Raw genomic sequence first — 20,829 nt, 5'->3', positions numbered from 1 at the left:
GGGAGGCGGGAGGGTTCGCCCTCCCGGTAAAGAAATGAGTAAATCATTAAATGCACGTTGCATCCGTCGCTGGACCGTCGAATTTAAAGGTCGTTGCGATTCTAAAGTCAGTCCTTGGTGGCGTAAGTGCCACCTTCGCAGTTACATCCGGGAATGCGCTCTGACTACCGCTGACAGTATGGTGGACAGCCTGGCTTACAACAATGCGATGCTTGATTACTTTACCGAAGTTGGAGATGACAGTGGCTGGTCTCCAGACTTTGCAGCCTGGTATCGAGGTCGTTCAGAAAAGTATCTCAAAGAGGCGCAGGACTACCTGAACGAAAACGCCACCAATGACGAGATCGACGAGGAAATTCAGAACGAGCTGGAGGCATGGAATGACTGAGCGCGGAATGATTTTTAACAGTGAGATGGTTCGCGCCATTCTCGACGGTCGCAAAACGCAGACGCGGCGCCCGATTAAGTTCCCATTCAAAGATCGCAATCTTGGCTGTGAATTATCCGGCAACGAACTCGCTGGGGAGCTGTCTGCCGGAAACTATTTGAACAGTCCGTTTGGTAAGCCGGGTGATCGCATCTGGGTGCGCGAGACGTTTCAAGGGCCATTATTCGATTTCGATCAGATGGACGCCTATTGCAAAGACTCCACACCATTTGAGAAAGCTCAGTTCTGCGTTTACAAGGCTGATGGCAAGCCTGCACCAGAGTTTTTCGATGCCGACGATAATCTGCATTGCTGCTGGCGTCCATCCATTCACATGCCGCGCTGGGCCAGCCGTATCACGCTGGAGATTACCGACGCTCGCGTTGAGCGCTTGAACGCTATCAGCGAAGAGGATGCGCGAGCTGAAGGAATTATTGACGGTGGCTGTCTCAATTGCGGTGAACCTGAACCATGCGCTTGCGCTAATCCAGAGCCTGACGCGACAGATGCCTTTGCCTGCCTGTGGCAATCGATCTATGGGCAGGAAAACTGGAACGCTAACCCATGGGTCTGGGTTATTGAGTTTAAGCGTATCAAAGGAGCGGACCATGCGATTAATTAACCGAGGCAACCAGCAATCCCCGTTAGCGCGTCAGGCATGCGACATAGCACTGGCAACTCATGCAGAACGTTACGGTGACTACGGGCGCAGCAAGATGAAGGAGACATACACAGTGAGAGTTGAAGGTGTGAAGGTCTGGGTGGAGGTAGTGAACCGCAAGGCGAGCTACGTGGCCACGGCAATGACAGGTATGCGCCGATTGCGCGCGCTGCCAGGTCAGGTGAGTTGATAACGATATTTCATTAACAGTTTTCCGGCAGCTCTATAATAAGTTGCCGGAAGCCGGAGGTAGTATGGCCAAGCTTCTTAATCTACTGGAATGGGCGAATTCAACTTATTCAACCCCACCGTCTCTTTCAACACTTCGCCGCTGGGCGCGGGAGGGACGTATTTACCCTGCTCCGGAACTTCACGGCAAAGAATATAAGGTTCAGCCAGATGCCATCTATGTGGATCCGAGCAAAAAGAACCTTCGTCCCAAAGCAAAACGCATATCGCTGCCAACTGGTGGCACTCTACTGGAGAGACTGACTCATGGCGAAAAGGCCAGTTCGTTACGACGCTAACCTGCCCCGTAACCTGACCTATCGTAAAAGAGACAGGCTTTATAGCTGGCGAAACCCGATAACCGGTCAAGAGTTATCTCTTGGCCGGATCGACAGAAAGGACGCCATTTCTCAGGCCATCGAAGCCAATAACTACATCGAACAGAATTACCTTCCGTCAGCGCTGCTGGACCGCATAAAGGAAACACCAACATTTACGGTGAAAGCGTGGCTTGAGCGCTACGAAGTAATTCTTGAGCGAAGAGAATTGAAGCCCAACACGATGAAGGTCAGGCGTAACCAGATCGCCACTATCAGTGATGAATTCGGACGTATGCCGCTATCTGCTGTCAGCACGAAGGACGTATCTTCTTTTCTTGAGAGTTACATACTCTGTGACAAGAAGAGCATGGCCTCCGGACTGCGTTCGGTGTTGTTGGATATTTTCAGGGAAGCGATTGTCGAAGGGCATATTGAAAGGAACCCGGCAGAGCCGACAAGAACGCCGACACCAAAAGTGAAGCGTGAGCGTCTTTTGCTTGAACAGTTTGAGATAATAAGAGATGCCGCAACAACCCATTCCGAATGGGCTGCAAATGCATGTGACCTTGCACTTGTCACCGGACAAAGAAGAGAGGACGTATCGTTGTTCAGATTCAGCGATATCAGGGATGGAAGGTTGTTTGTCACGCAGGAAAAGACAGGTCACAAATTGGCGTTGCCACTTGATTTGCGACTGGACTCTGCTGATTTGGTGCTGCAGGATGTTATCGACCGTTGTCGTAAAAACAACCCGTCAGACTTCATGATTTATTCTTCGGTAAGGCGTGGCGGTAGGAAGCCTGGTCCGTTAACTCCGGACGGAATCACTCAAGCGTTTTCCGATATCAGGGATTCTACAGAGTTAAAGTTTGGCCCCAACCCTCCTCCGTTCCATGAGATCAGGAGTTTGGCGAGTAGACTCTATGAAAGGGAGCGCGGAGAGGATTTCGCACAGAGGCTGCTGGGGCATAAAAATTTAACAATGACCAAAAAATACCTGGACGCACGTGGTGCAGAATATGTTATGGTTTAGACAGGATATGGAAATTTCGAGTAATTTTCGTGGGATTTCGTGAAAGCACCGAAAAAACCCAACGAAAACAAGAATATAAAAAGAGACCGAATACGATTCCTGTATTCGGTCCAGGGAAATGGCTCTTGGGAGAGAGCCGTGCGCTAAAAGTTGGCATTAATGCAGGCTAAGTTACCCTGCCATTTAAGAATAGATGACAGCGCCAGGTTTTCCAGTCCGCGACTAAAGTGGCCGGAAAAAAAGGACGCCTGTTACGCATCCAAACGCGAAAACCGCAAGTTCTCCTGCGAGATCCTTGCGGTTTTTTATTGGAAATCATAGCGCTACATCTGGCAATTAGCAGAGCTTTTCTGCACGCTCTACAAACGGTGCCAGGCTCATTTTTTCGCCCGGTTTCGCAGGATCATCGATCTGGATAATCTCGATCGGCTTTGCCGTGACTTTTCCGCTCTCCACCTGCTGTCTGGCGACATCATTCAACGGGTATTGCACCAGCGTACTGGGATTGATGACATACAGCGCGTTACCTGGACGGCAGGTCAGCATCACCTCTTCCCGATTAAACGCCCACTTATCTTTGCCAACCTCAAAACGGCTGACGGTAATGACCTGCGGCGCAGCCAGCGCGGTTCCGGTACTTGCCAGGAGTAATAAAGAGATAATGATTTTTTTCATGCGTTTCGCCAGTCCATCAATCAGAAAGGTTCAAGGGTTGCAAACAAGCTGACAATCGCCAGCACAACGGCTCCTATACCCCATTCCAGCTTGGTCATCCAAATAAAATAGAGAGTCATGCCGCGGTTATCCTGCCGCATGCGTGGTACCAGAACATACCGATTCACCAGCGCAATCGCCACCATTAACATGACCAGGGCACCTTTTAACAAAAGCAGTCGCCCGTAAGCCATGTGCCAGGGAACAGAAAAACCGAAAATAAACAGCGCATTCATAATACCGGTTAGTAAAACACCGATAACGAAAAGATGCCCATAGCGTGAGAAGCGCATCATGGTACTGATGGCCTGTTCCCGCCAGCGACCTTGCGCCATTCGCATACAGTAAAGTACGGGCAGCAAACCGCCGAACCAGGCGGCAGCGCATACCAAATGTAAGGCGTGGTTAACCTGCTGGATTGCGCCAGGGATACCGCTGTGCAGCGTCGCATGTCCGACGCCAGCCAGCAAAATAAACTGCGCAATTGTCAGCATTAACAGCAGTCGCGGCATGCTACGCGGCACCATGATGGTCACCACCAGCGTGACCAACGCGAGGATAATCTGCCATAACCAGACGCCGCCAAATTGCGTTTGCAACACGGCGAGCCAAACATCAGTAGAGACAACATCCCGCCAGCCTGAGCCCATTAACCCACCCTGAATCGCCAGCATCAGCGTCGCGCTGATAAAGCTCCACGTTGCAGCATGCCGTTGCAGACGTAAAAAACGACGCATCATTAAACGACGAACCGAAACGGGGGCCAGCCATGCGCCGTAAAGCGCACAGCCAAACACCAGCATCAAAGCGGTAAAATGGATAAACCGTAGCGCAACCCAGGTAAATGCCAGCATTGGTTATTTCACGCTAAAGGTATATTGCCCCTTCGTCTTGTGACCATCCACGGAGACAACGTGCCAGTCGACCGTATATTTTCCTGCTTCAAGCGTTTGATCAAGCGGAACAATCAGCTGCGTTTTGTCCTGCTCACTGCGCGATGCCTTGCCCGTTTTGATCTGTTCTTTGTTAGGACCGGTCAGCGTTGCGCCGCTGAATCCCGGCTCTACGCCTTCAGAAAAATTCAGCGTCAACGCCTGAGGAGATGCCGCAACTTCAGCGTTAGCCGCCGGACTTTGTTTTGTGAGGTGGGCATGCGCGAATGCCGCAGGTGTTGCCAGGACGCTGGCGAGTACGATGAGCGCGTTGCGAAGCATAGATGCAGATGAAGCCATTTCAACTATTCCTTTTTGTTATGTCTAACCTGTAGAGAATAACCTTCTACAATGGTCGAGTCGAGAATCATCATTTCTGTCTTGCCATTAACGCACACTCTTAGTAACTTTGCGCGCCGAAAGACAGAGAAAAGGAGAAGCCCATGAACATCAATCTGGCCAAACTTGAGCAAGCGGAAATGGATAAGGTCAATGTCGATCTGGCTGCGGCTGGAGTGGCATTTAAGGAGCGATACAATATGCCCGTTGTTGCAGAAGTTGTTGAACGCGAACAGCCAGAGCATTTACGCGACTGGTTCCGCGAAAGACTCATCGCGCACCGCCTGGCATCCGTTTCGCTTTCACGTTTACCTTACGAGCCTAAAGTTAAATAAAACTTATATTACGTTACGATTCCTTACATGACGCCTGCTACAGTATAAGCATATTCTTAATCCACACATTAAGGATGGTTGTAGACACTATGAAAAGGAAATCATTATGTCATACTGGAAAATCGCAGCAGCACAATACGAACCTCTTCACACCTCAGTTACCGAACATGTCGCGCATCACCTGCAATTCATTCATGCAGCAGCTCAATGCCAATGTGAATTGCTGGTCTTCCCTTCCCTCTCATTGCTGGGTTGTGTTGATGAGAATGACGCGCTTCCTGCCCCACCCGATGAAGCGCTGTTAGAACCTCTCGCACATGCCGCCGCGACTTATCGCATGACGATAATTGCGGGACTACCGGTAGAACATAACAACCGGTTCGTGAAAGGCATTGCACTTTTCTCTCCCTGGATGACTTCGCCATTAACCTTCCATCAGAGCCACGGGGCTTGTATTGCCAGACAGCGAAATGCCATCAGCGTTGTAGATAGCCAACCGGAAGGCATTGATATCGACCCGGCTTATTCGCTATTCACCAGCTGCCAGTCAGTCAGTGAACCGGAACTGCTCTCCTCTACATCTCGCCTACAAAGTTTCTCACATAAATTTGCCATCGCGGTATTAATGGCCAATGCGCGGGGTAGCAGTGCGTTATGGGATGAACGAGGTCGATTGATTGTTCGCGCAGACAGCGGTTCGTTGCTGTTAACCGGCCAACGCACGCCACGGGGTTGGCAAGGTGATATCATTCCATTACGCTAGTCGTTTTGGGTCAGGAGCATGGCATGTTGCGCATAATAGATACAGAAACCTGTGGTCTACAGGGAGGCATTGTTGAAATTGCTTCTGTCGACGTGGTTGACGGAAAAATAGTCAACCCCATGAGCCACCTGGTACGCCCTGACCGCCCCATCAGCCCACAGGCGATGGCTATACATCGCATTACTGAAGCAATGGTGGCCGATAAGCCATGGATTGAAGACGTCATCCCACAGTATTACGGCAGCGAATGGTACGTTGCGCACAATGCCAGCTTTGACCGCCGCGTATTGCCCGATATGCCCGGGGAATGGATTTGCACCATGAAGCTCTCCCGTCGGCTGTGGCCGGGGATTAAATACAGCAACATGGCGCTGTATAAATCGCGCAAGCTGAGCGTCCAGACGCCAGCGGGTCTCCACCATCACCGCGCCCTGTACGATTGCTACATCACTGCGGCATTGCTGATCGACATCATGCAGACGTCAGGCTGGACAGCCGATCAAATGGTCGATATTACCGGCCGTCCCGCGTTACTCACTACTTTCACTTTTGGTAAGTACCGCGGAAAACCGGTATCAGAAGTAGCTGAACGCGATCCGGGCTATCTGCGCTGGTTATTTAATAACCTTGACAATATGAGCCCGGAACTGCGATTAACGCTAAAACACTATTTGGATCACGCCTGAGCAGGCAGTGTTCCCTGCGCCAGTCCAATCAAAAAAGCGTACTCAAGGGCCACGCCTTCGTAAGATTTAAAACGCCCGGATTTACCGCCGTGTCCGGAATCCATATCCGTGCAAAGTAGCAGCAAACGATCGTCCGTTTTCAGCTCACGCAGTTTTGCCACCCATTTTGCTGGCTCCCAGTATTGCACCTGGGAATCGTGTAATCCCGTCGTGACCAGCAGATGTGGGTATGCCTGCGCGGTTACATTGTCATACGGGCTGTAGCTTTTCATATAGGTGTAATACTCTTCGTCCTGCGGATTACCCCACTCTTCAAACTCACCGGTCGTCAGGGGAATTGATTCATCGAGCATTGTGGTTACCACATCGACAAACGGCACCTGAGCAATAACACCATGGAAGCGTTCCGGGCGCTCATTAATGGCGACGCCCATTAACATGCCTCCGGCGCTTCCGCCCATGCCATAACATAACTCAGGTGCGCCATAGCCCATTTTTAGCAGCGCATCACAGACGTCGAGGTAATCATTGAAGGTATTTTTCTTGTGCAGAAACTTACCGTCCTCGTACCACTGTTGTCCTAATTCACCACCACCACGCACATGCGCAATAGCATAAACAAAGCCGCGATCCAGTAAGCTCAAACGGCTGCTGCTGAAATCGGCGTCCATGCTGGCGCCATATGAGCCATAGCCATAAACCAGTAACGGATTTTTTCCTTTCAGGAAATACTTTTGATGATAAACCAGCGAAACCGGAATCTCGGTGCCATCACGCGCGGTTATCCATAGGTGTTCGCTACGGTAATTCGCCGCATCAAATCCGGGGACCTCCGTCTGCTTAAGCACACGACGTTCCCCGGTGTCCATATCCAGTTCAAACAACGTGTCCGGGGTGGTCATGGAGGAATAGCCATAGCGCAGGCGCGATGTCTCCGGCTCTGGATTATAGGCAAGCCAGGTCACATAAGCCGGATCGTCAAAGGCAATCCCGACCACTTCGCGCGTTTTACGATTAATCTGTCGTAGGCTGGTTAAGCCGCGCTGACGCTCTTCTACCACCAGCCAGTCAGTGAATAGCGTAAAGCCCTCCAGCATCACGTTGTCGCGCGCAGGGATCAGCGTCTCCCAGGCTTGCTCATCACGAACGCGGGTACGGTACAGGCCAAAATTTTTCCCCTGACGGTTGGAGCGCAGATAAAAATTGTGTTGATAGTGATCGAGACTGTATTCATGGTCTTTGCGTCGCGCTAAAAAGACCAACGGTTCGGCATCCGCCAGTTCTGCGTCAAGCAGTAAAACCTCACTGGTGGTCGCGCTGGCGATATGAATAACCACATAGTGTAGCGAGGTGGTTTTATGCAGGCTGACATAAAACATATCATCGGCTTCTTCATACACCAGCTCATCCAGTGACGATGGCGAGCCGACCGTATGTCGCCACACCTGATACGGTAATAACGTTGTTTCGTGCTTGCGCACGTAATAGAAAGTCTGAGAATCATTCGCCCAGACCAGATCCGCTTCGACGTTTTCCAGCACTTCCGGATACCAGTTGCCGCTTTGCAGGTTGCGAAAACGCACGCCATATTGCCGGCGAGAGAGATAATCTTCCGCCAGCGCCATGATGGTGTTATCCGGAGATATCGCCAGTCCTCCCAGCGTATAAAACTCGCTGTGTGCCGCGCGCTGGTTCCCATCCAACAGAGTATCCCAATCATCCCACTCTTCACTGAGGGCAGACTGACGCTGATAAATAGCATATTCGCACCCCGGTTCATAAATATGCCGGTAGCGATAACCATTCTTCACATAGGGGGCGGAAGCATCCTGAGGCGGGATACGGTCGATAATCTCTTTCAGGACGCGATCCTGCAAAGCCTGCTGCGAGGCCATAACCTGGCGGCCATAAGCATTTTCTTGTTGCAGATAATCCAGCACTTCTGGCTGCGAGCGGGTGTCATCTCGCAGCCAGTAATAATTATCAACACGAGTATCGCCATGCTGCGTCATGGCGTGGGGAATACGAGAAGCTTTTGGTAGCATGTCATTGTTCTTTTGCTTAAACATCCTATAAGGGTGGCAAAAGACAGCAATGATGCAAGCGAAACATGCGCCTTAGCGGTAAGTAATTAACCCGGTAAAGCCTGTTTTTGTTCTTTGAGATCCTGTTCAATGCCTTCACGAACATCCTGCGGGATCTTCAACGCATCACCCAGCGCATTGAGATAGCTACGCTCCATAAAGTGGTCAATATCAATCGCCGCACAGCTCAGAAAGTAAATTTCTAGCGCTTCTTCTTCGTTGCGGATCCCTTGCGCCAGGCGCTGGGGATCTAACGGTTGTTCAATGGCTCGTTCAATCAGAACGCGGCCCTGCTCTTCCACGCCCGCTTCACGAAGCTGCTGCTCAATGGCCGCTCGTTCTTTAGCATCAATATGACCGTCGCTTTTCGCCGCAAAAACCAGCGCCAGGATCAGACGCTCGGTTCGCTCATCCAGCGGTGAGCTTTGTACGCCGAACTGCGGCTCATCCTGATGCGCAGCGCGAACTTTATCTTTGTATTTGTTCCATAACACGGTACCGGCAACCGCGCCGCCGCCCACCAGAAGCGCGCTGGTGCCGTATTTACTCAGTAATTTACGTGAAGATTTGTTGGCAACCAGTAATCCTGCCAGACCGCCTAACGCGCCTGGAACCAGAAGTTTACTCAGCCCTTGCTCGCCAGAAGATGACGTGGAGGATCCTTTTTGCCCAAGAAGAGATTGTAGTTGATTCAGCCAATTAGCCATTTTGCCCCTCAAGTACAGACGAATAATCATCAAAGCGTACCCGAGGGGATGTCAGGAAGTGTTCAGGTCATCAAAAGATGTGCAAATACCTGCGTTACTGCGGCTGATATTCCGCCGTTCCGGCTTTGCAGTCGACTTTTACCTGATAGTGAATATCCGCGCTTTTACCGCGAACCGTCAGGGGAACTGACCATTTCCCGTCTTTGCCCGTAATATCGGGCGTGTTGACCCAGGCGACAGGGTCAGCTTGCCCGACGAGTTTTTGATCGTCAGCCCAGCGCGCGATGCGATTTTGCTGATAGTCACGTTTCACGCTTGCCGCAATACCGTCAGCATCCAGTCCTTCGCACTTGGGGAACTGAACATTCTTGCTTTCCATATTTGCCGCAAATACCGATACGCTGGCAGACAATAACAGCAGGCTCAATAACGCTCTTTTTTTATACATTCTTTTCTCCTTAATCTCCCCTTCATCCTTCAGGTTGCCTGCGGCAACGTGAAATTACGTCAGGGATTGCACAATGATTCAGGGAAAAGCATGGTACAAAACGTCAGGAGCGCAAGTCGTTTCAGGCAGCCTGAGTATCATCCTCAGTATGTGCATCGTTTTCGACAGCCTGTGGCGAAGGCAGCTTGCCGTTTTTCAGAATGGCGCTCAGCACATCTTTTTGCTCAGCCAGCCACAGGGAAAGCGCTTCACGCTGCTCGTCTTCGAGCGCTACCGGCGATTGCTCCAGCCATGTGTCGAGCAGATCTGCTGTATCCAGCATTTTGTCATACGCATCGGCTTCCTTTTTGCTGGTAAACGACATTTTTTCCTCACCTTCCCGAATGACTACGTATTTAACTTCAACCGCCATTTTTGCAGCCTCTTAAATTACCTGTATTTATGTACAGTATATTCTTTTTAAGCCCTGAAATCAACCTGGTAATAAAGACAGACGCAAACGTTTTCGTATATACTGCGCCCAGATAAAACAGGGGATTAATTTATGACGTTATTAGGCACAGCGCTGCGTCCCGCAGCAACGCGAGTGATGTTATTAGGTTCAGGTGAACTGGGTAAAGAAGTGGCGATTGAATGCCAACGCCTGGGTGTGGAAGTCATTGCCGTGGATCGTTACCCCGACGCGCCAGCCATGCACGTTGCCCATCGCTCCTACGTAATTAACATGCTGGATGGCGAGGCATTACGCCAGCTTGTCGAGCGTGAAAAACCACATTACATCGTGCCGGAAATAGAGGCGATTGCCACGGATATGCTGATCAAACTGGAACAGGAAGGTCAACAAGTTGTGCCTTGCGCACGAGCGACCCAACTGACCATGAACAGAGAAGGAATCCGTCGCCTCGCCGCCGAAGAATTGTCTTTACCCACATCATCTTTCCGTTTTGCAGACACCGAAACACGCTTTCGTGAGGCCGTTGCCGAAATCGGCTATCCCTGCATTGTGAAGCCGGTCATGAGTTCTTCCGGCAAGGGGCAGAGCTTTATCCGTTCAGCCAATCAGCTCACCGAGGCGTGGAACTATGCTCAACAGGGAGGCCGGGCAGGCGCCGGACGCGTTATCGTCGAAGGCGTAGTGAATTTTGATTTTGAAATCACCCTGCTAACCGTCAGCGCCGTTGATGGTGTGCATTTCTGCGCGCCGGTAGGTCATCGCCAGGAAGATGGCGATTATCGCGAGTCCTGGCAGCCGCAGCAGATGAGTGACCTGGCGCTTGCGCGCGCGCAGGAGATTGCCCGCAAGGTGGTACTGGCGCTGGGCGGTCACGGACTGTTTGGCGTGGAGCTGTTTGTCTGCGGTGATGAGGTGATTTTCAGCGAAGTCTCCCCTCGCCCTCACGACACGGGTATGGTGACCTTAATTTCGCAGGATCTGTCTGAGTTTGCCCTGCACGTACGTGCATTTCTCGGTCTGCCCGTTGGCGAAATCCGCCAGTATGGACCTTCTGCTTCCGCCGTTATTCTGCCGCAACTTACCAGCAAGAATATCACATTTGATAACGTGCAAGCCGCTGTAGGTGCGGGTATGCAAGTGCGTTTCTTTGGCAAGCCGGAAATCGACGGGAGCCGTCGTCTGGGCGTTGTGCTGGCCACAGCACAGAGCATTGAAGATGCGGTGATACGCGCGAAAGACGCAGCCGCACAGGTGAAAGTCGCAGGATAAAAACCAGACCCGTAGGCCGGATAAAGCATTGATGCCGTATCCGACCTACGGTTTACGCATTAACGGCTTACTGCTTCGCGCCTTCTACTGCTTCACGAGCCAGCTTGGTAATACGATCGTAATCACCCGCTTCCAGCGCATCCGCCGGAACCAGCCAGGAACCACCGATGCACAGCACGCTTTTCAGTGCCAGGTAGTCACGGTAGTTCGCCGGAGAGATACCGCCGGTTGGGCAGAAACGCACCTGAGAGAACGGACCCGCAATTGCCTGCAGCGCTTTGGTACCACCATTTGCTTCAGCAGGGAAGAATTTGAACTCTTTCAAACCGTAGTCCATACCCAGCATCAGTTCAGACACGGTGCTGATACCAGGGATCAGCGGAATAGTGCCTTCCGTTGCGGCTTTCAACAGCGGCTCGGTCAGGCCCGGGCTGATAGCAAACTGCGCACCGGCTTCGGTCACTTCAGCCAGCTGTTGCGGATTCAGTACAGTACCTGCGCCAACGATAGCGTCCGGAACTTCTTTTGCGATCGCGCGAATGGCATCCATCGCACATGCGGTACGTAAGGTCACTTCCAGAACGCGCACGCCGCCTGCAACCAGCGCTTTTGCCATCGGCACTGCGTGTTCCAGTTTATTAACCACGATAACCGGTACAACCGGGCCAGTGGTCAGGATTGCTTCTGCACTTGTCTTCCAGTTTTTCATCAGAGTTTTCTCTCGCCTGATTACAAAATAAGTCTTAAAAAGTGATACAGGTTGCGCCCTGTTCCGCACCGGACAGCTTTTCACGCAACGCGCTGAACATTTCACGGCCTGTGCCCACGCGCGATGCGCTAAGGTCAGGAATGTGAGGCTGACGAGAAGCAAGTTCCTCTTCATCAACCAGCAGCGTCAATTCACCTGTCTGTCCATTCACACGAATGATGTCGCCATCGCGTACTTTTGCCAGTAGCCCGCCATCATAGGCTTCTGGGGTTACATGGATTGCTGAAGGCACTTTACCTGAAGCACCTGAAAGTCGTCCATCGGTAACTAACGCAATTTTGAAACAACGGTCCAATAATACACCAAGTGGCGGCATGAGTTTATGTAATTCTGGCATTCCGTTTGCTTTTGGTCCCTGATGGCGCACAACGACTACGCAATCACGGTCGAGCAGTCCCGCATCGAAGGCCGGCAATACATCATGCTGACTTTCAAAAACAACCGCGGGCGCTTCAATTACCTGATTTTCTACCGGAACCGCCGACGTTTTCATCACAGCACGTCCGAGGTTACCGCTCAGCACTTTGGTACCGCCGTGGTGGGAGAATGGCTGATCGATGGTAGCAATCACATTGCTGTCCAGCGACTTCGCCGCCCCTTCACGCCAGTCCAGCTCACCATCGTTGAGCCAGGGTTCCATGGTGTAACGCGATAAACCAAACCCGGCAACGGTGTTCACATCTTCATGCAGCAGACCCGCGTTCAGCAGTTCGCGCATTAACACCGGCACGCCACCCGCTGCCTGGAAGTGGTTAATATCTGCCGGACCATTCGGATACAGACGCGCCATCAACGGCACGATATCGGACAGATCGGAGAAGTCGTCCCAGTTAATCAGAATCCCGGCTGCGCGCGCCATCGCAACCAGGTGCATTGTATGGTTGGTTGACCCCCCGGTCGCCAGCAGCGCGACAATACCGTTCACCACTACTTTTTCATCGATCATTTTACCGATCGGCATCCATTCATTGCCGTTACCGGTCAGACGCGTTACCTGACGAGCAGCTGCGGCGGTCAACGCCTCGCGCAGCGGGGCATCCGGGTGTACGAATGAGGACCCAGGCAGTTGCATCCCCATAAACTCCACCACCATTTGGTTGGTGTTTGCCGTGCCATAGAACGTACAGGTCCCCGGTGCGTGATAAGACGCCGCTTCGGATTCAAGCAGCGCCATGCGATCGACTTTGCCTTCAGCATACAGCTGACGGATACGCACTTTTTCTTTGTTCGCCAGACCACTCGCCATCGGGCCGGAGGGAATAAAGATCGAAGGCAGATGACCAAATGACAGTGCCGCCATCACCAGACCCGGGACAATTTTGTCGCACACGCCAAGGAATAACGCGCCGTCGAACATATTGTGTGAGAGGCCGACAGCAGCCGACATCGCAATCACTTCGCGACTCAGTAACGAAAGCTCCATCCCATCCTGTCCCTGGGTCACACCGTCGCACATCGCAGGAACACCGCCAGCGACCTGGCCTACCGCATTGGCTTCATGCAGCGCTTTACGAATGATGTCCGGATAATGCTCGTACGGCTGATGTGCGGAAAGCATGTCGTTATAGGAGGTAATGATCGCGATATTGTTACGCAGCATGCTTTTCAGCGAGGCCTTGTCATCCGGCTGGCAGGCAGCAAAACCATGCGCCAGGTTACCGCACGCCAGTTGTGAACGATGAACGGTAGTCGATTTCGCTTGTTCAATACGGGCAAGGTAGGCGGAACGCGTGTCGCGAGAACGTTCGACAATTCGTTTTGTTACGCGTAACAAATTCGGATTCATAGAGGCTCCTAAAATTTATCTGTCAGAGCGTTGGATCAACAATGTGTTTCAGTTGGGTTAAAAGCAGCTGAATCGCTTGTTAGCCGTAGCTCAGGGGCAAAATCGTTTCAGGCAGTGTAATAAAAAAAGCCCCGCGGGTGAATCCACGCGGAGCTTAAAAGTGCAAAAATTATTCTACAATCTGTGTTAGATCATGTTACCGGTAAAATAACACCTATGGGCTAGATGATATTTTACTCGAATTCGTTCCATGAACGACCATCACGGGTAATCATGGCCACAGAGGCAACCGGTCCCCAGGTGCCGGCCTGATACGGCTTCGGTGCATCGTTGTCCATTGCCCAGGCTTCGGTAATGGAATCGACCCACTTCCATGCTTCTTCAACTTCATCTCGACGCACAAACAGCGCCTGAATGCCGCGCATCGTTTCAAGCAGCAGGCGCTCATAAGCGTCGGCCAGATGCGTTTGGTTGAAGGTTTCGGAGTAGCTCAGGTCAAGTTTGGTAATTTGCAGGTTATGCTTGTGATCCAGTCCCGGCACTTTGTTCAGTACCTGGATATCGACACCTTCATCAGGCTGCAAACGGATAGTCAGCTTGTTCTGCGGCAGGTCTTGCCAGGATTCTCTGAACAGGTTCAGCTCAGGCGTTTTGAAGTAAACCACCACTTCAGAGCACTTGGTCGGTAAACGCTTACCGGTACGCAGGTAGAACGGTACGCCCGCCCAGCGCCAGTTATCGATATCCACACGGATCGCCACAAACGTTTCCGTGTTGCTGCTCTTGTTCGCGCCTTCTTCTTCCAGGTATCCCGGAACTTTTTTGCCCTGGGCAAAACCGGCGGTGTACTGACCACGAACTGTCTTTTCACGTACGTTCGAACGATCGATACGACGCAGTGATTTCAGTACTTTCACTTTTTCATCACGGATGCTGTCGGCGCTCAGATCGGACGGCGGAGACATCGCGATCATGCACAGGATCTGCAGCAGGTGGTTCTGGATCATGTCGCGCATTTGACCGGCCTGGTCAAAGTAGCCCCAGCGCCCTTCAATGCCCACTTCTTCCGCCACGGTAATTTCTACGTGGTCGATAGTGCGGTTATCCCAGTTATTCACAAACAGGGAATTGGCAAAACGCAGTGCCAACAGGTTCAGTACCGTCTCTTTGCCGAGATAGTGGTCGATGCGGTAAACCTGGCACTCTTCGAAATACTCGCCAACCTGATCGTTGATTTCACGGGATGTTGCCAGTGATGTACCCAGCGGTTTTTCCATCACCACGCGGGCAGGCTTAGCATTCAGCTTTGCTTCACCCAGACCTTTGCAGATCGCGCCAAAGGTGCTCGGCGGCATTGCGAAATAGTTGATGGTGGTACGCGATTTTTGATCCAGCATTTTGCCCAGACGCTTAAACGCGGCGGTGTCGTTGACGTCCAGGTTACAAAACTCAAGACGACCGCTGAGGGTTTCCCACAAACTTTCATCAATTTTTTCTTTCATGAAGGTTTCGAGCGCTTCGCGCACAACCTTGGTATAGGCTGCTTTGTCCCAGTCGGCACGCCCAACCCCAATGATGCGGGTATCCGGGTTAATCTGGCCGGCCTTTTCCAGTTGATACAGGGAAGGCAGCAATTTCCGTCGCGCCAGGTCGCCCTTCGCGCCGAAAATGACCAGATCACATGCCTGGGCTGTTTGCGTTACCGCCATGTCATTCTCCTCAATTAAGTGCCTGGTGCTTTTGCCAGACACTGGTTGTAATTTTATTACAGTGCACTGTACTGCTTTTACGTGAATCCGGAAACCGTAAACGCTTATCCAGCCGTGCTGTTACCGCGAACAGCCGCTTTATTGGCGTATAACCCATCAAAATGGATAAAAAAGTCGTCTTTTTCGTACCCATGAAGAAGTATGAAAATCCGACTCCGATCATGTAATGAAAAAAAACAACAACTATTTTGTCCATTTTGCCCCGTTGCTGCACTAGCAGGGGTACTATCTACCAGAGTTACCACTCGATTTCCCCTTATCGTTGAAATCGTTTTTGCCCATGACCCATGAGCCTACCTACATCATGAATATGCTGGAAAAAATCCAGTTAAAACTGGAACATTTGAGCAAGTCAGAGCGTAAAGTCGCCGACATTATTCTTGCCTCTCCCGAGCAGGCAATTCACTCAAGCATCGCTGCGCTTGCTGTAGAAGCCAACGTCAGCGAACCGACGGTGAACCGTTTCTGTCGTAGCATGGATACGCGTGGCTTCCCTGATTTTAAACTGCATCTGGCACAAAGTCTGGCAAATGGTACCCCTTATGTTAATCGCAATGTGGATGAGGATGACAGCGTAGAATCTTATACGGGGAAAATCTTCGAATCGGCGATGGCAAGCCTTGACCACGTTCGTCAGTCGCTGGATAACGCGGCGGTAAACCGGGCGGTAGATTTGTTAACCCAGGCAAAGAAAATCGCCTTCTTTGGTTTAGGTTCTTCCGCCGCGGTAGCGCACGACGCGATGAACAAATTTTTCCGCTTTAACGTACCGGTAATCTATTCCGACGACATTGTCCTGCAACGTATGAGTTGTATGAATTGTAGCGACGACGACGTCATTGTGCTTATTTCTCATACTGGAAGAACCAAAAGTCTGGTTGAACTGGCGCAGTTAGCAAGGGAAAACGACGCTATGGTTATCGCCCTCACCTCTCCCGGCACGCCACTGGCGCGTGAAGCCACGCTGGCTATTACCCTCGATGTACCGGAAGATACTGACATTTATATGCCCATGGTCTCTCGACTTGCTCAACTGACCGTGATAGATGTGCTGGCTACAGGATTTACTTTGCGCCGAGGGGCAAAATTTAGAGATAACTTGAAGCGTGTCAAGGAAGCGCTCAAGGAATCGCGTTTTGATAAAGAATTACTCATCAAGAGTGATGACCGCTAAAAGCAATAACAATGTTCTACCCTTTTATCATCCGGGTCGTTCATTTTACCGTTAATATTTGAGAACGGCCGGATTAATGTTCACGCAACACCTAGTTGTTTCAGTCAACGGAGTATTACATGTCCAGAAGGCTTCGCAGAACCAAAATCGTTACCACGTTAGGCCCGGCAACTGACCGCGATAACAACCTTGAGAAGATTATCGCCGCGGGTGCGAACGTCGTACGTATGAACTTTTCCCACGGCTCTCCAGAAGATCACAAACTGCGGGCGGATAAGGTCCGTGAAATTGCCGCAAAACTGGGACGTCATGTAGCTATTTTGGGTGACCTGCAGGGACCTAAAATCCGCGTATCTACCTTTAAAGAAGGTAAAGTTTTTCTTAATGTTGGCGACAAGTTCCTGTTAGACGCCAACCTCGGTAAAGGCGAAGGCGACAAAGAAAAAGTCGGCATTGATTATAAGGGACTGCCTGCAGACGTCGTGCCTGGCGACATCCTGCTGCTCGACGACGGTCGCGTACAGCTTAAAGTGCTGGAAGTTCAGGGCATGAAAGTCTTCACCGAAGTCACTGTCGGTGGCCCGCTGTCCAATAACAAGGGCATCAACAAACTGGGCGGCGGTCTCTCTGCTGAAGCCCTGACCGAAAAAGACAAAGCCGACATCATTACCGCTGCGCAAATCAGCGTTGACTATTTGGCTGTCTCCTTCCCGCGCTGCGGCGAAGATCTAAACTATGCCCGCCGTCTGGCGCGCGACGCCGGTTGCGATGCGAAAATTGTCGCCAAGGTAGAACGTGCAGAAGCCGTCTGCGACCAGAATGCGATGGATGACATCATCCTGGCTTCTGACGTAGTGATGGTAGCCCGTGGCGACCTGGGCGTTGAAATCGGTGACCCTGAGCTGGTAGGTATTCAGAAAGCGTTGATTCGCCGTGCGCGTCAGTTGAACCGTGCGGTCATCACCGCCACACAGATGATGGAGTCGATGATCACCAACCCAATGCCGACTCGTGCGGAAGTGATGGACGTTGCTAACGCCGTCCTCGACGGCACCGATGCCGTAATGCTCTCTGCCGAAACAGCAGCAGGTCAGTACCCGGCGGAAACCGTCGCGGCAATGGCGCGCGTTTGCCTGGGTGCAGAGAAGATCCCAAGCATCAACGTCTCTAAACACCGCCTTGACGTGCAGTTTGATAACGTTGAAGAAGCGATTGCGATGTCAGCGATGTACGCTGCTAACCACCTGAAAGGGGTCACTGCTATCATCGCTATGACGGAGTCCGGTCGTACTGCGCTGATGACTTCTCGTATCAGTTCCGGTCTGCCAATTTTCGCGATGTCTCGTCATGAACGTACGTTGAATCTGACCTCTCTGTATCGCGGTGTCACCCCGGTTCACTTTGACAGCGAAACAGATGGCGTCGTTGCCGCCAATGAAGCAGTGAACCTGCTGCGCGATAAAGGCTATCTGGTTTCCGGCGATCTGGTGATCGTGACACAGGGCGATGTGATGAGCACCATTGGCTCAACTAACACCACGCGTATCCTGACCGTCGAGTAACACCAGAGTTTGATGTAAAAAAGCCTCTCGTTTGAGAGGCTTTTTTTTATTTCTTCGGATAGAGATCTTTGCGCTTATAGGGCTCAATCTCGCCGGGTTTACGCGTCTTAAGCAGTTTCAGTATCCAGGTGTATTGTTCGACATGAGGCGTGACAAAAATCTCCACCTCTTCGTTCATTCGTCTGGCAATGGTGTGGTCATCCGCTGTCAGGATGTCATCCATCGGAGGACGGACCTTAATCGTCAGGCGGTGAGTTTTACCGTCATACACCGGAAACAGCGGCACTACACGCGCGTGGCAGACCTTCATCAAGCGACCAATTGCCGGTAACGTTGCTTTATAGGTAGCAAAAAAATCGACAAACTCGCTGTGCTCTGGCCCATGGTCCTGATCCGGCAGGTAGTATCCCCAATATCCCTGACGTACAGACTGAATAAACGGTTTGATGCCATCATTACGCGCATGTAATCGACCTCCGAAACGACGGCGTACCGTGTTCCAGACGTAATCAAATACCGGGTTTCCCTGATTGTGGAACATTGCTGCCATTTTCTGTCCCTGGGAAGCCATCAGCATCGCCGGGATATCTACGCCCCAGCCATGAGGAACGAGAAAAATCACTTTTTCATCGTTGCGGCGCATCTCTTCGATGATTTCAAGGCCCTGCCAGTCAACCCGACTCTGAATTTTCTCCGGCCCGCGCAGGGCGAGTTCCGCCATCATGACCATCGCCTGAGGGGCGGTCGCGAACATCTCATCAACAATGGCTTCGCGCTCAGCTTCGCTGCGTTCAGGAAAACAAAGGGATAAATTGATCAGCGCTCTGCGACGTGAGCTTTTTCCCAAGCGTCCAACCATCCGTCCGAGCTTTGCCAGAATAGGATCGCGAAATGACGCTGGCGTTAACGCAATCCCAGCTATCGCCGCTACACCCAGCCAGGCGCCCCAGTAGCGCGGATGGCGAAATGATTTATCAAACTCGGGGATATACTCAATATTCTTTTTTTTCGTTTCCATGCTCTTCCAGTGTCTGGTGCCGCGAAAAGTAAATCTGCTGATAGTGTAGCGGCGCACCGTGCGCCGTACAAAATAAAAAAGCCGGCACGCATCGCGTACCGGCTTTATCAGTGTGCTAATTAATCAAAACGTAGCTGAGGCATAACTTCTTTCACCTGCGCCAGATAATCGGTGCGATCCGAGCCGGTCAGACCTTCTGTACGCGGCAGTTTAGCCGTCAGAGGGTTTACGGCCTGCTGGTTGATCCACACTTCGTAGTGCAGATGCGGACCGGTTGAACGCCCGGTGTTACCTGACAGCGCGATACGATCGCCACGTTTCACTTTTTGACCTGGTTTCACCAACAGCTTACGTAGGTGCATATAACGGGTGGTGTAGGTGCGACCATGACGAACCGCAACATAGTATCCGGCAGCGCCGCTACGCTTCGCTACAACCACTTCACCATCGCCAACCGACAGTACCGGCGTCCCCTGCGGCATCGCAAAGTCGACACCTTTGTGCGGTGCTACGCGTCCAGTCACCGGATTCAGGCGACGCGGGTTAAAGTTCGAGGAGATGCGGAACTGTTTCGCCGTCGGGAAACGCATGAAGCCTTTCGCCAGCCCGGTACCGTTACGGTCATAGAACTTACCGTCTTCAGCACGGATGGCGTAATAGTCTTTGCCTTCAGAACGTAAACGCACGCCCAGCAGCTGGCTTTGCTCGCGCTTACCGTCCAGCATTTCGCGAGACATCAGCACAGAGAACTCATCGCCTTTTTTCAGTTTGCGGAAATCCATCTGCCACTGCATGGCCTTAATCACTGCGCTGATTTCAGAGCTGGTCAGTCCGGCCTCTTTGGCGCTGGCGACGAAGCTTCCGCCCACAGTGCCTTTGATACGGCTGTTAACCCAATCGCCCTGCTGCATTTCGCTGCTCATTTTGAAACCTGTCGCAGTACGATCGTAAGTGCGGGTTTCACGGCGGGACACTTCCCAGGTCAGACGCTGCAGGTCACCTTCCGCGCTTAAGGTCCAGGATAACTGCTGACCAATTTTCAGATTGCGTAGTTCTTTATCGGAAGCAGCGAGCTGACTGATGTCGCCCATATCGATGCCGTACTGATTAAGAATACTGCTCAGCGTATCGCCTGTAGAGACGACATACTCATGCACGCCGGCTTCACCAGACGTTTTGTCATCCAGTTCATCCTGCGGAATGGCTTCGTCTTCCTGCGCGGCCTGATCGATAGGTTCACTGGCCTCAGGCAACAGTGAACGAATCTCGCTTTTTTCCAGCTCGATAGTTTTAACGATGGGTGCAGAATCGGGATGGTAAACATAAGGCCGCCAGACGGCGACGGCCAATG

Annotated in this window: 23 protein-coding genes; 11 read left to right on the top strand and 12 right to left on the bottom strand. The window is 51.7% G+C overall.

The annotated features are described in order from the left end of the window. From FDW94_RS23510 to FDW94_RS05565, 5 genes are all read left to right on the top strand, one after another. Nucleotides 1–388, top strand: a 388-nt coding sequence (locus FDW94_RS23510) for a hypothetical protein (RefSeq protein ID WP_212734173.1), incomplete at its 5' end; no start/stop codon positions are given. Continuing rightward, a complete protein-coding gene (locus FDW94_RS05580; protein ID WP_137377260.1) occupies nt 381–1,049 on the top strand; it encodes a morphogenetic protein in 669 nt (222 codons plus the stop codon). The genes FDW94_RS23510 and FDW94_RS05580, both read left to right, overlap by 8 nt. Further along, nucleotides 1,036–1,278, top strand: a complete 243-nt coding sequence (locus tag FDW94_RS05575) for a DUF4060 family protein (protein ID WP_003841647.1) — start codon at nt 1,036–1,038, stop codon at nt 1,276–1,278. Before FDW94_RS05580 ends, FDW94_RS05575 begins: the two co-directional genes overlap by 14 nt. A gap of 64 nt (nt 1,279–1,342) precedes the next feature. Then, nucleotides 1,343–1,615 (top strand): excisionase, encoded by a 273-nt coding sequence (locus tag FDW94_RS05570; RefSeq protein WP_071692210.1) that lies wholly within the window; start codon nt 1,343–1,345, stop codon nt 1,613–1,615. Continuing rightward, nucleotides 1,584–2,669, top strand: coding sequence for a tyrosine-type recombinase/integrase (locus tag FDW94_RS05565; protein WP_047415377.1), 1,086 nt, complete (start codon nt 1,584–1,586; stop codon nt 2,667–2,669). Before FDW94_RS05570 ends, FDW94_RS05565 begins: the two co-directional genes overlap by 32 nt. A 336-nt stretch (nt 2,670–3,005) precedes the next feature. On the opposite strand, the gene FDW94_RS05560 is transcribed toward FDW94_RS05565, so the two are convergent. From FDW94_RS05560 to yobA, 3 genes are read right to left on the bottom strand one after another with little or no spacing between them, the layout of a single operon-like run. Continuing rightward, nucleotides 3,006–3,344, bottom strand: a complete 339-nt coding sequence (locus tag FDW94_RS05560) for a YebY family protein (protein ID WP_048235206.1) — start codon at nt 3,342–3,344, stop codon at nt 3,006–3,008. Between the two features lie 20 nt (nt 3,345–3,364). Then, nucleotides 3,365–4,237, bottom strand: coding sequence for a copper homeostasis membrane protein CopD (gene copD, locus FDW94_RS05555; protein WP_137377259.1), 873 nt, complete (start codon nt 4,235–4,237; stop codon nt 3,365–3,367). Nucleotides 4,238–4,240: 3 nt separating this feature from the next. After that, complete coding sequence (gene yobA, locus FDW94_RS05550) at nt 4,241–4,615, bottom strand: CopC domain-containing protein YobA (RefSeq protein ID WP_032943775.1); 375 nt, start codon at nt 4,613–4,615, stop codon at nt 4,241–4,243. 143 nt (nt 4,616–4,758) lie between these two features. Between yobA and FDW94_RS05545 the strand changes: the two genes are divergently transcribed. The 3 genes from FDW94_RS05545 to exoX all read left to right on the top strand — a co-directional run bounded on the left by FDW94_RS05545 (nt 4,759) and on the right by exoX (nt 6,438). Then, nucleotides 4,759–4,989: a DNA polymerase III subunit theta gene (locus FDW94_RS05545; RefSeq protein WP_003034925.1), complete on the top strand. Its 231-nt coding sequence runs from the start codon at nt 4,759–4,761 to the stop codon at nt 4,987–4,989. A gap of 106 nt (nt 4,990–5,095) precedes the next feature. Then, entirely contained in the window at nt 5,096–5,752 is a 657-nt protein-coding gene (locus FDW94_RS05540; protein ID WP_008785043.1) for a carbon-nitrogen hydrolase family protein, read from the top strand. A gap of 23 nt (nt 5,753–5,775) precedes the next feature. After that, nucleotides 5,776–6,438, top strand: a complete 663-nt coding sequence (gene exoX / locus FDW94_RS05535) for an exodeoxyribonuclease X (RefSeq protein ID WP_003833802.1) — start codon at nt 5,776–5,778, stop codon at nt 6,436–6,438. Here the strand turns inward: exoX and ptrB are convergent. The 4 genes from ptrB to yebG all read right to left on the bottom strand — a co-directional run bounded on the left by ptrB (nt 6,429) and on the right by yebG (nt 10,089). Next, entirely contained in the window at nt 6,429–8,483 is a 2,055-nt protein-coding gene (gene ptrB, locus FDW94_RS05530; protein ID WP_170974219.1) for an oligopeptidase B, read from the bottom strand. The genes exoX and ptrB overlap by 10 nt on opposite strands. An 86-nt stretch (nt 8,484–8,569) precedes the next feature. Next, a complete protein-coding gene (locus FDW94_RS05525) occupies nt 8,570–9,229 on the bottom strand; it encodes a tellurite resistance TerB family protein (RefSeq protein ID WP_048235202.1) in 660 nt (219 codons plus the stop codon). Nucleotides 9,230–9,323: 94 nt separating this feature from the next. Further along, complete coding sequence (gene yebF / locus FDW94_RS05520) at nt 9,324–9,677, bottom strand: protein YebF (protein ID WP_020996626.1); 354 nt, start codon at nt 9,675–9,677, stop codon at nt 9,324–9,326. Between the two features lie 121 nt (nt 9,678–9,798). After that, complete coding sequence (gene yebG / locus FDW94_RS05515; RefSeq protein WP_032943780.1) at nt 9,799–10,089, bottom strand: DNA damage-inducible protein YebG; 291 nt, start codon at nt 10,087–10,089, stop codon at nt 9,799–9,801. A 132-nt stretch (nt 10,090–10,221) separates the two neighbouring features. Between yebG and purT the strand changes: the two genes are divergently transcribed. Beyond that, nucleotides 10,222–11,400: a formate-dependent phosphoribosylglycinamide formyltransferase gene (gene purT, locus FDW94_RS05510; RefSeq protein WP_137377258.1), complete on the top strand. Its 1,179-nt coding sequence runs from the start codon at nt 10,222–10,224 to the stop codon at nt 11,398–11,400. A gap of 67 nt (nt 11,401–11,467) precedes the next feature. Here the strand turns inward: purT and kdgA are convergent, their stop codons facing one another. The 3 genes from kdgA to zwf form a co-directional block, all read right to left on the bottom strand. Next, nucleotides 11,468–12,109 carry a bifunctional 4-hydroxy-2-oxoglutarate aldolase/2-dehydro-3-deoxy-phosphogluconate aldolase gene (kdgA, locus tag FDW94_RS05505; protein ID WP_003034901.1) on the bottom strand — a complete coding sequence of 214 codons (642 nt, stop codon included), beginning with the start codon at nt 12,107–12,109 and terminating at the stop codon, nt 11,468–11,470. Nucleotides 12,110–12,143: 34 nt separating this feature from the next. Further along, a complete protein-coding gene (gene edd, locus FDW94_RS05500) occupies nt 12,144–13,955 on the bottom strand; it encodes a phosphogluconate dehydratase (protein ID WP_008785050.1) in 1,812 nt (603 codons plus the stop codon). Nucleotides 13,956–14,188: 233 nt separating this feature from the next. Beyond that, entirely contained in the window at nt 14,189–15,664 is a 1,476-nt protein-coding gene (gene zwf, locus FDW94_RS05495) for a glucose-6-phosphate dehydrogenase (RefSeq protein WP_003833817.1), read from the bottom strand. A gap of 364 nt (nt 15,665–16,028) precedes the next feature. Between zwf and FDW94_RS05490 the strand changes: the two genes are divergently transcribed. Beyond that, nucleotides 16,029–16,898, top strand: coding sequence for a MurR/RpiR family transcriptional regulator (locus FDW94_RS05490; RefSeq protein ID WP_008785051.1), 870 nt, complete (start codon nt 16,029–16,031; stop codon nt 16,896–16,898). Between the two features lie 119 nt (nt 16,899–17,017). Continuing rightward, complete coding sequence (gene pyk, locus FDW94_RS05485) at nt 17,018–18,460, top strand: pyruvate kinase (RefSeq protein WP_003034890.1); 1,443 nt, start codon at nt 17,018–17,020, stop codon at nt 18,458–18,460. A gap of 46 nt (nt 18,461–18,506) precedes the next feature. On the opposite strand, the gene lpxM is transcribed toward pyk, so the two are convergent. Together lpxM and mepM are read right to left on the bottom strand one after the other, a co-directional pair. Beyond that, complete coding sequence (lpxM, locus tag FDW94_RS05480) at nt 18,507–19,478, bottom strand: lauroyl-Kdo(2)-lipid IV(A) myristoyltransferase (protein WP_137377257.1); 972 nt, start codon at nt 19,476–19,478, stop codon at nt 18,507–18,509. A 119-nt stretch (nt 19,479–19,597) separates the two neighbouring features. Beyond that, the coding region (gene mepM / locus FDW94_RS05475; protein ID WP_249358312.1) for a murein DD-endopeptidase MepM at nt 19,598–20,829 on the bottom strand (1,232 nt) is incomplete at its 5' end.

The sequence above is a fragment of the Citrobacter sp. wls757 genome, from assembly GCF_005280935.1.
In the GTDB taxonomy this organism is placed as follows: Bacteria; Pseudomonadota; Gammaproteobacteria; order Enterobacterales; family Enterobacteriaceae; genus Citrobacter; species Citrobacter portucalensis.
Note: the sequence above shows the minus strand (reverse complement) of the source record. Positions and strands in the feature narration are given on the sequence as shown.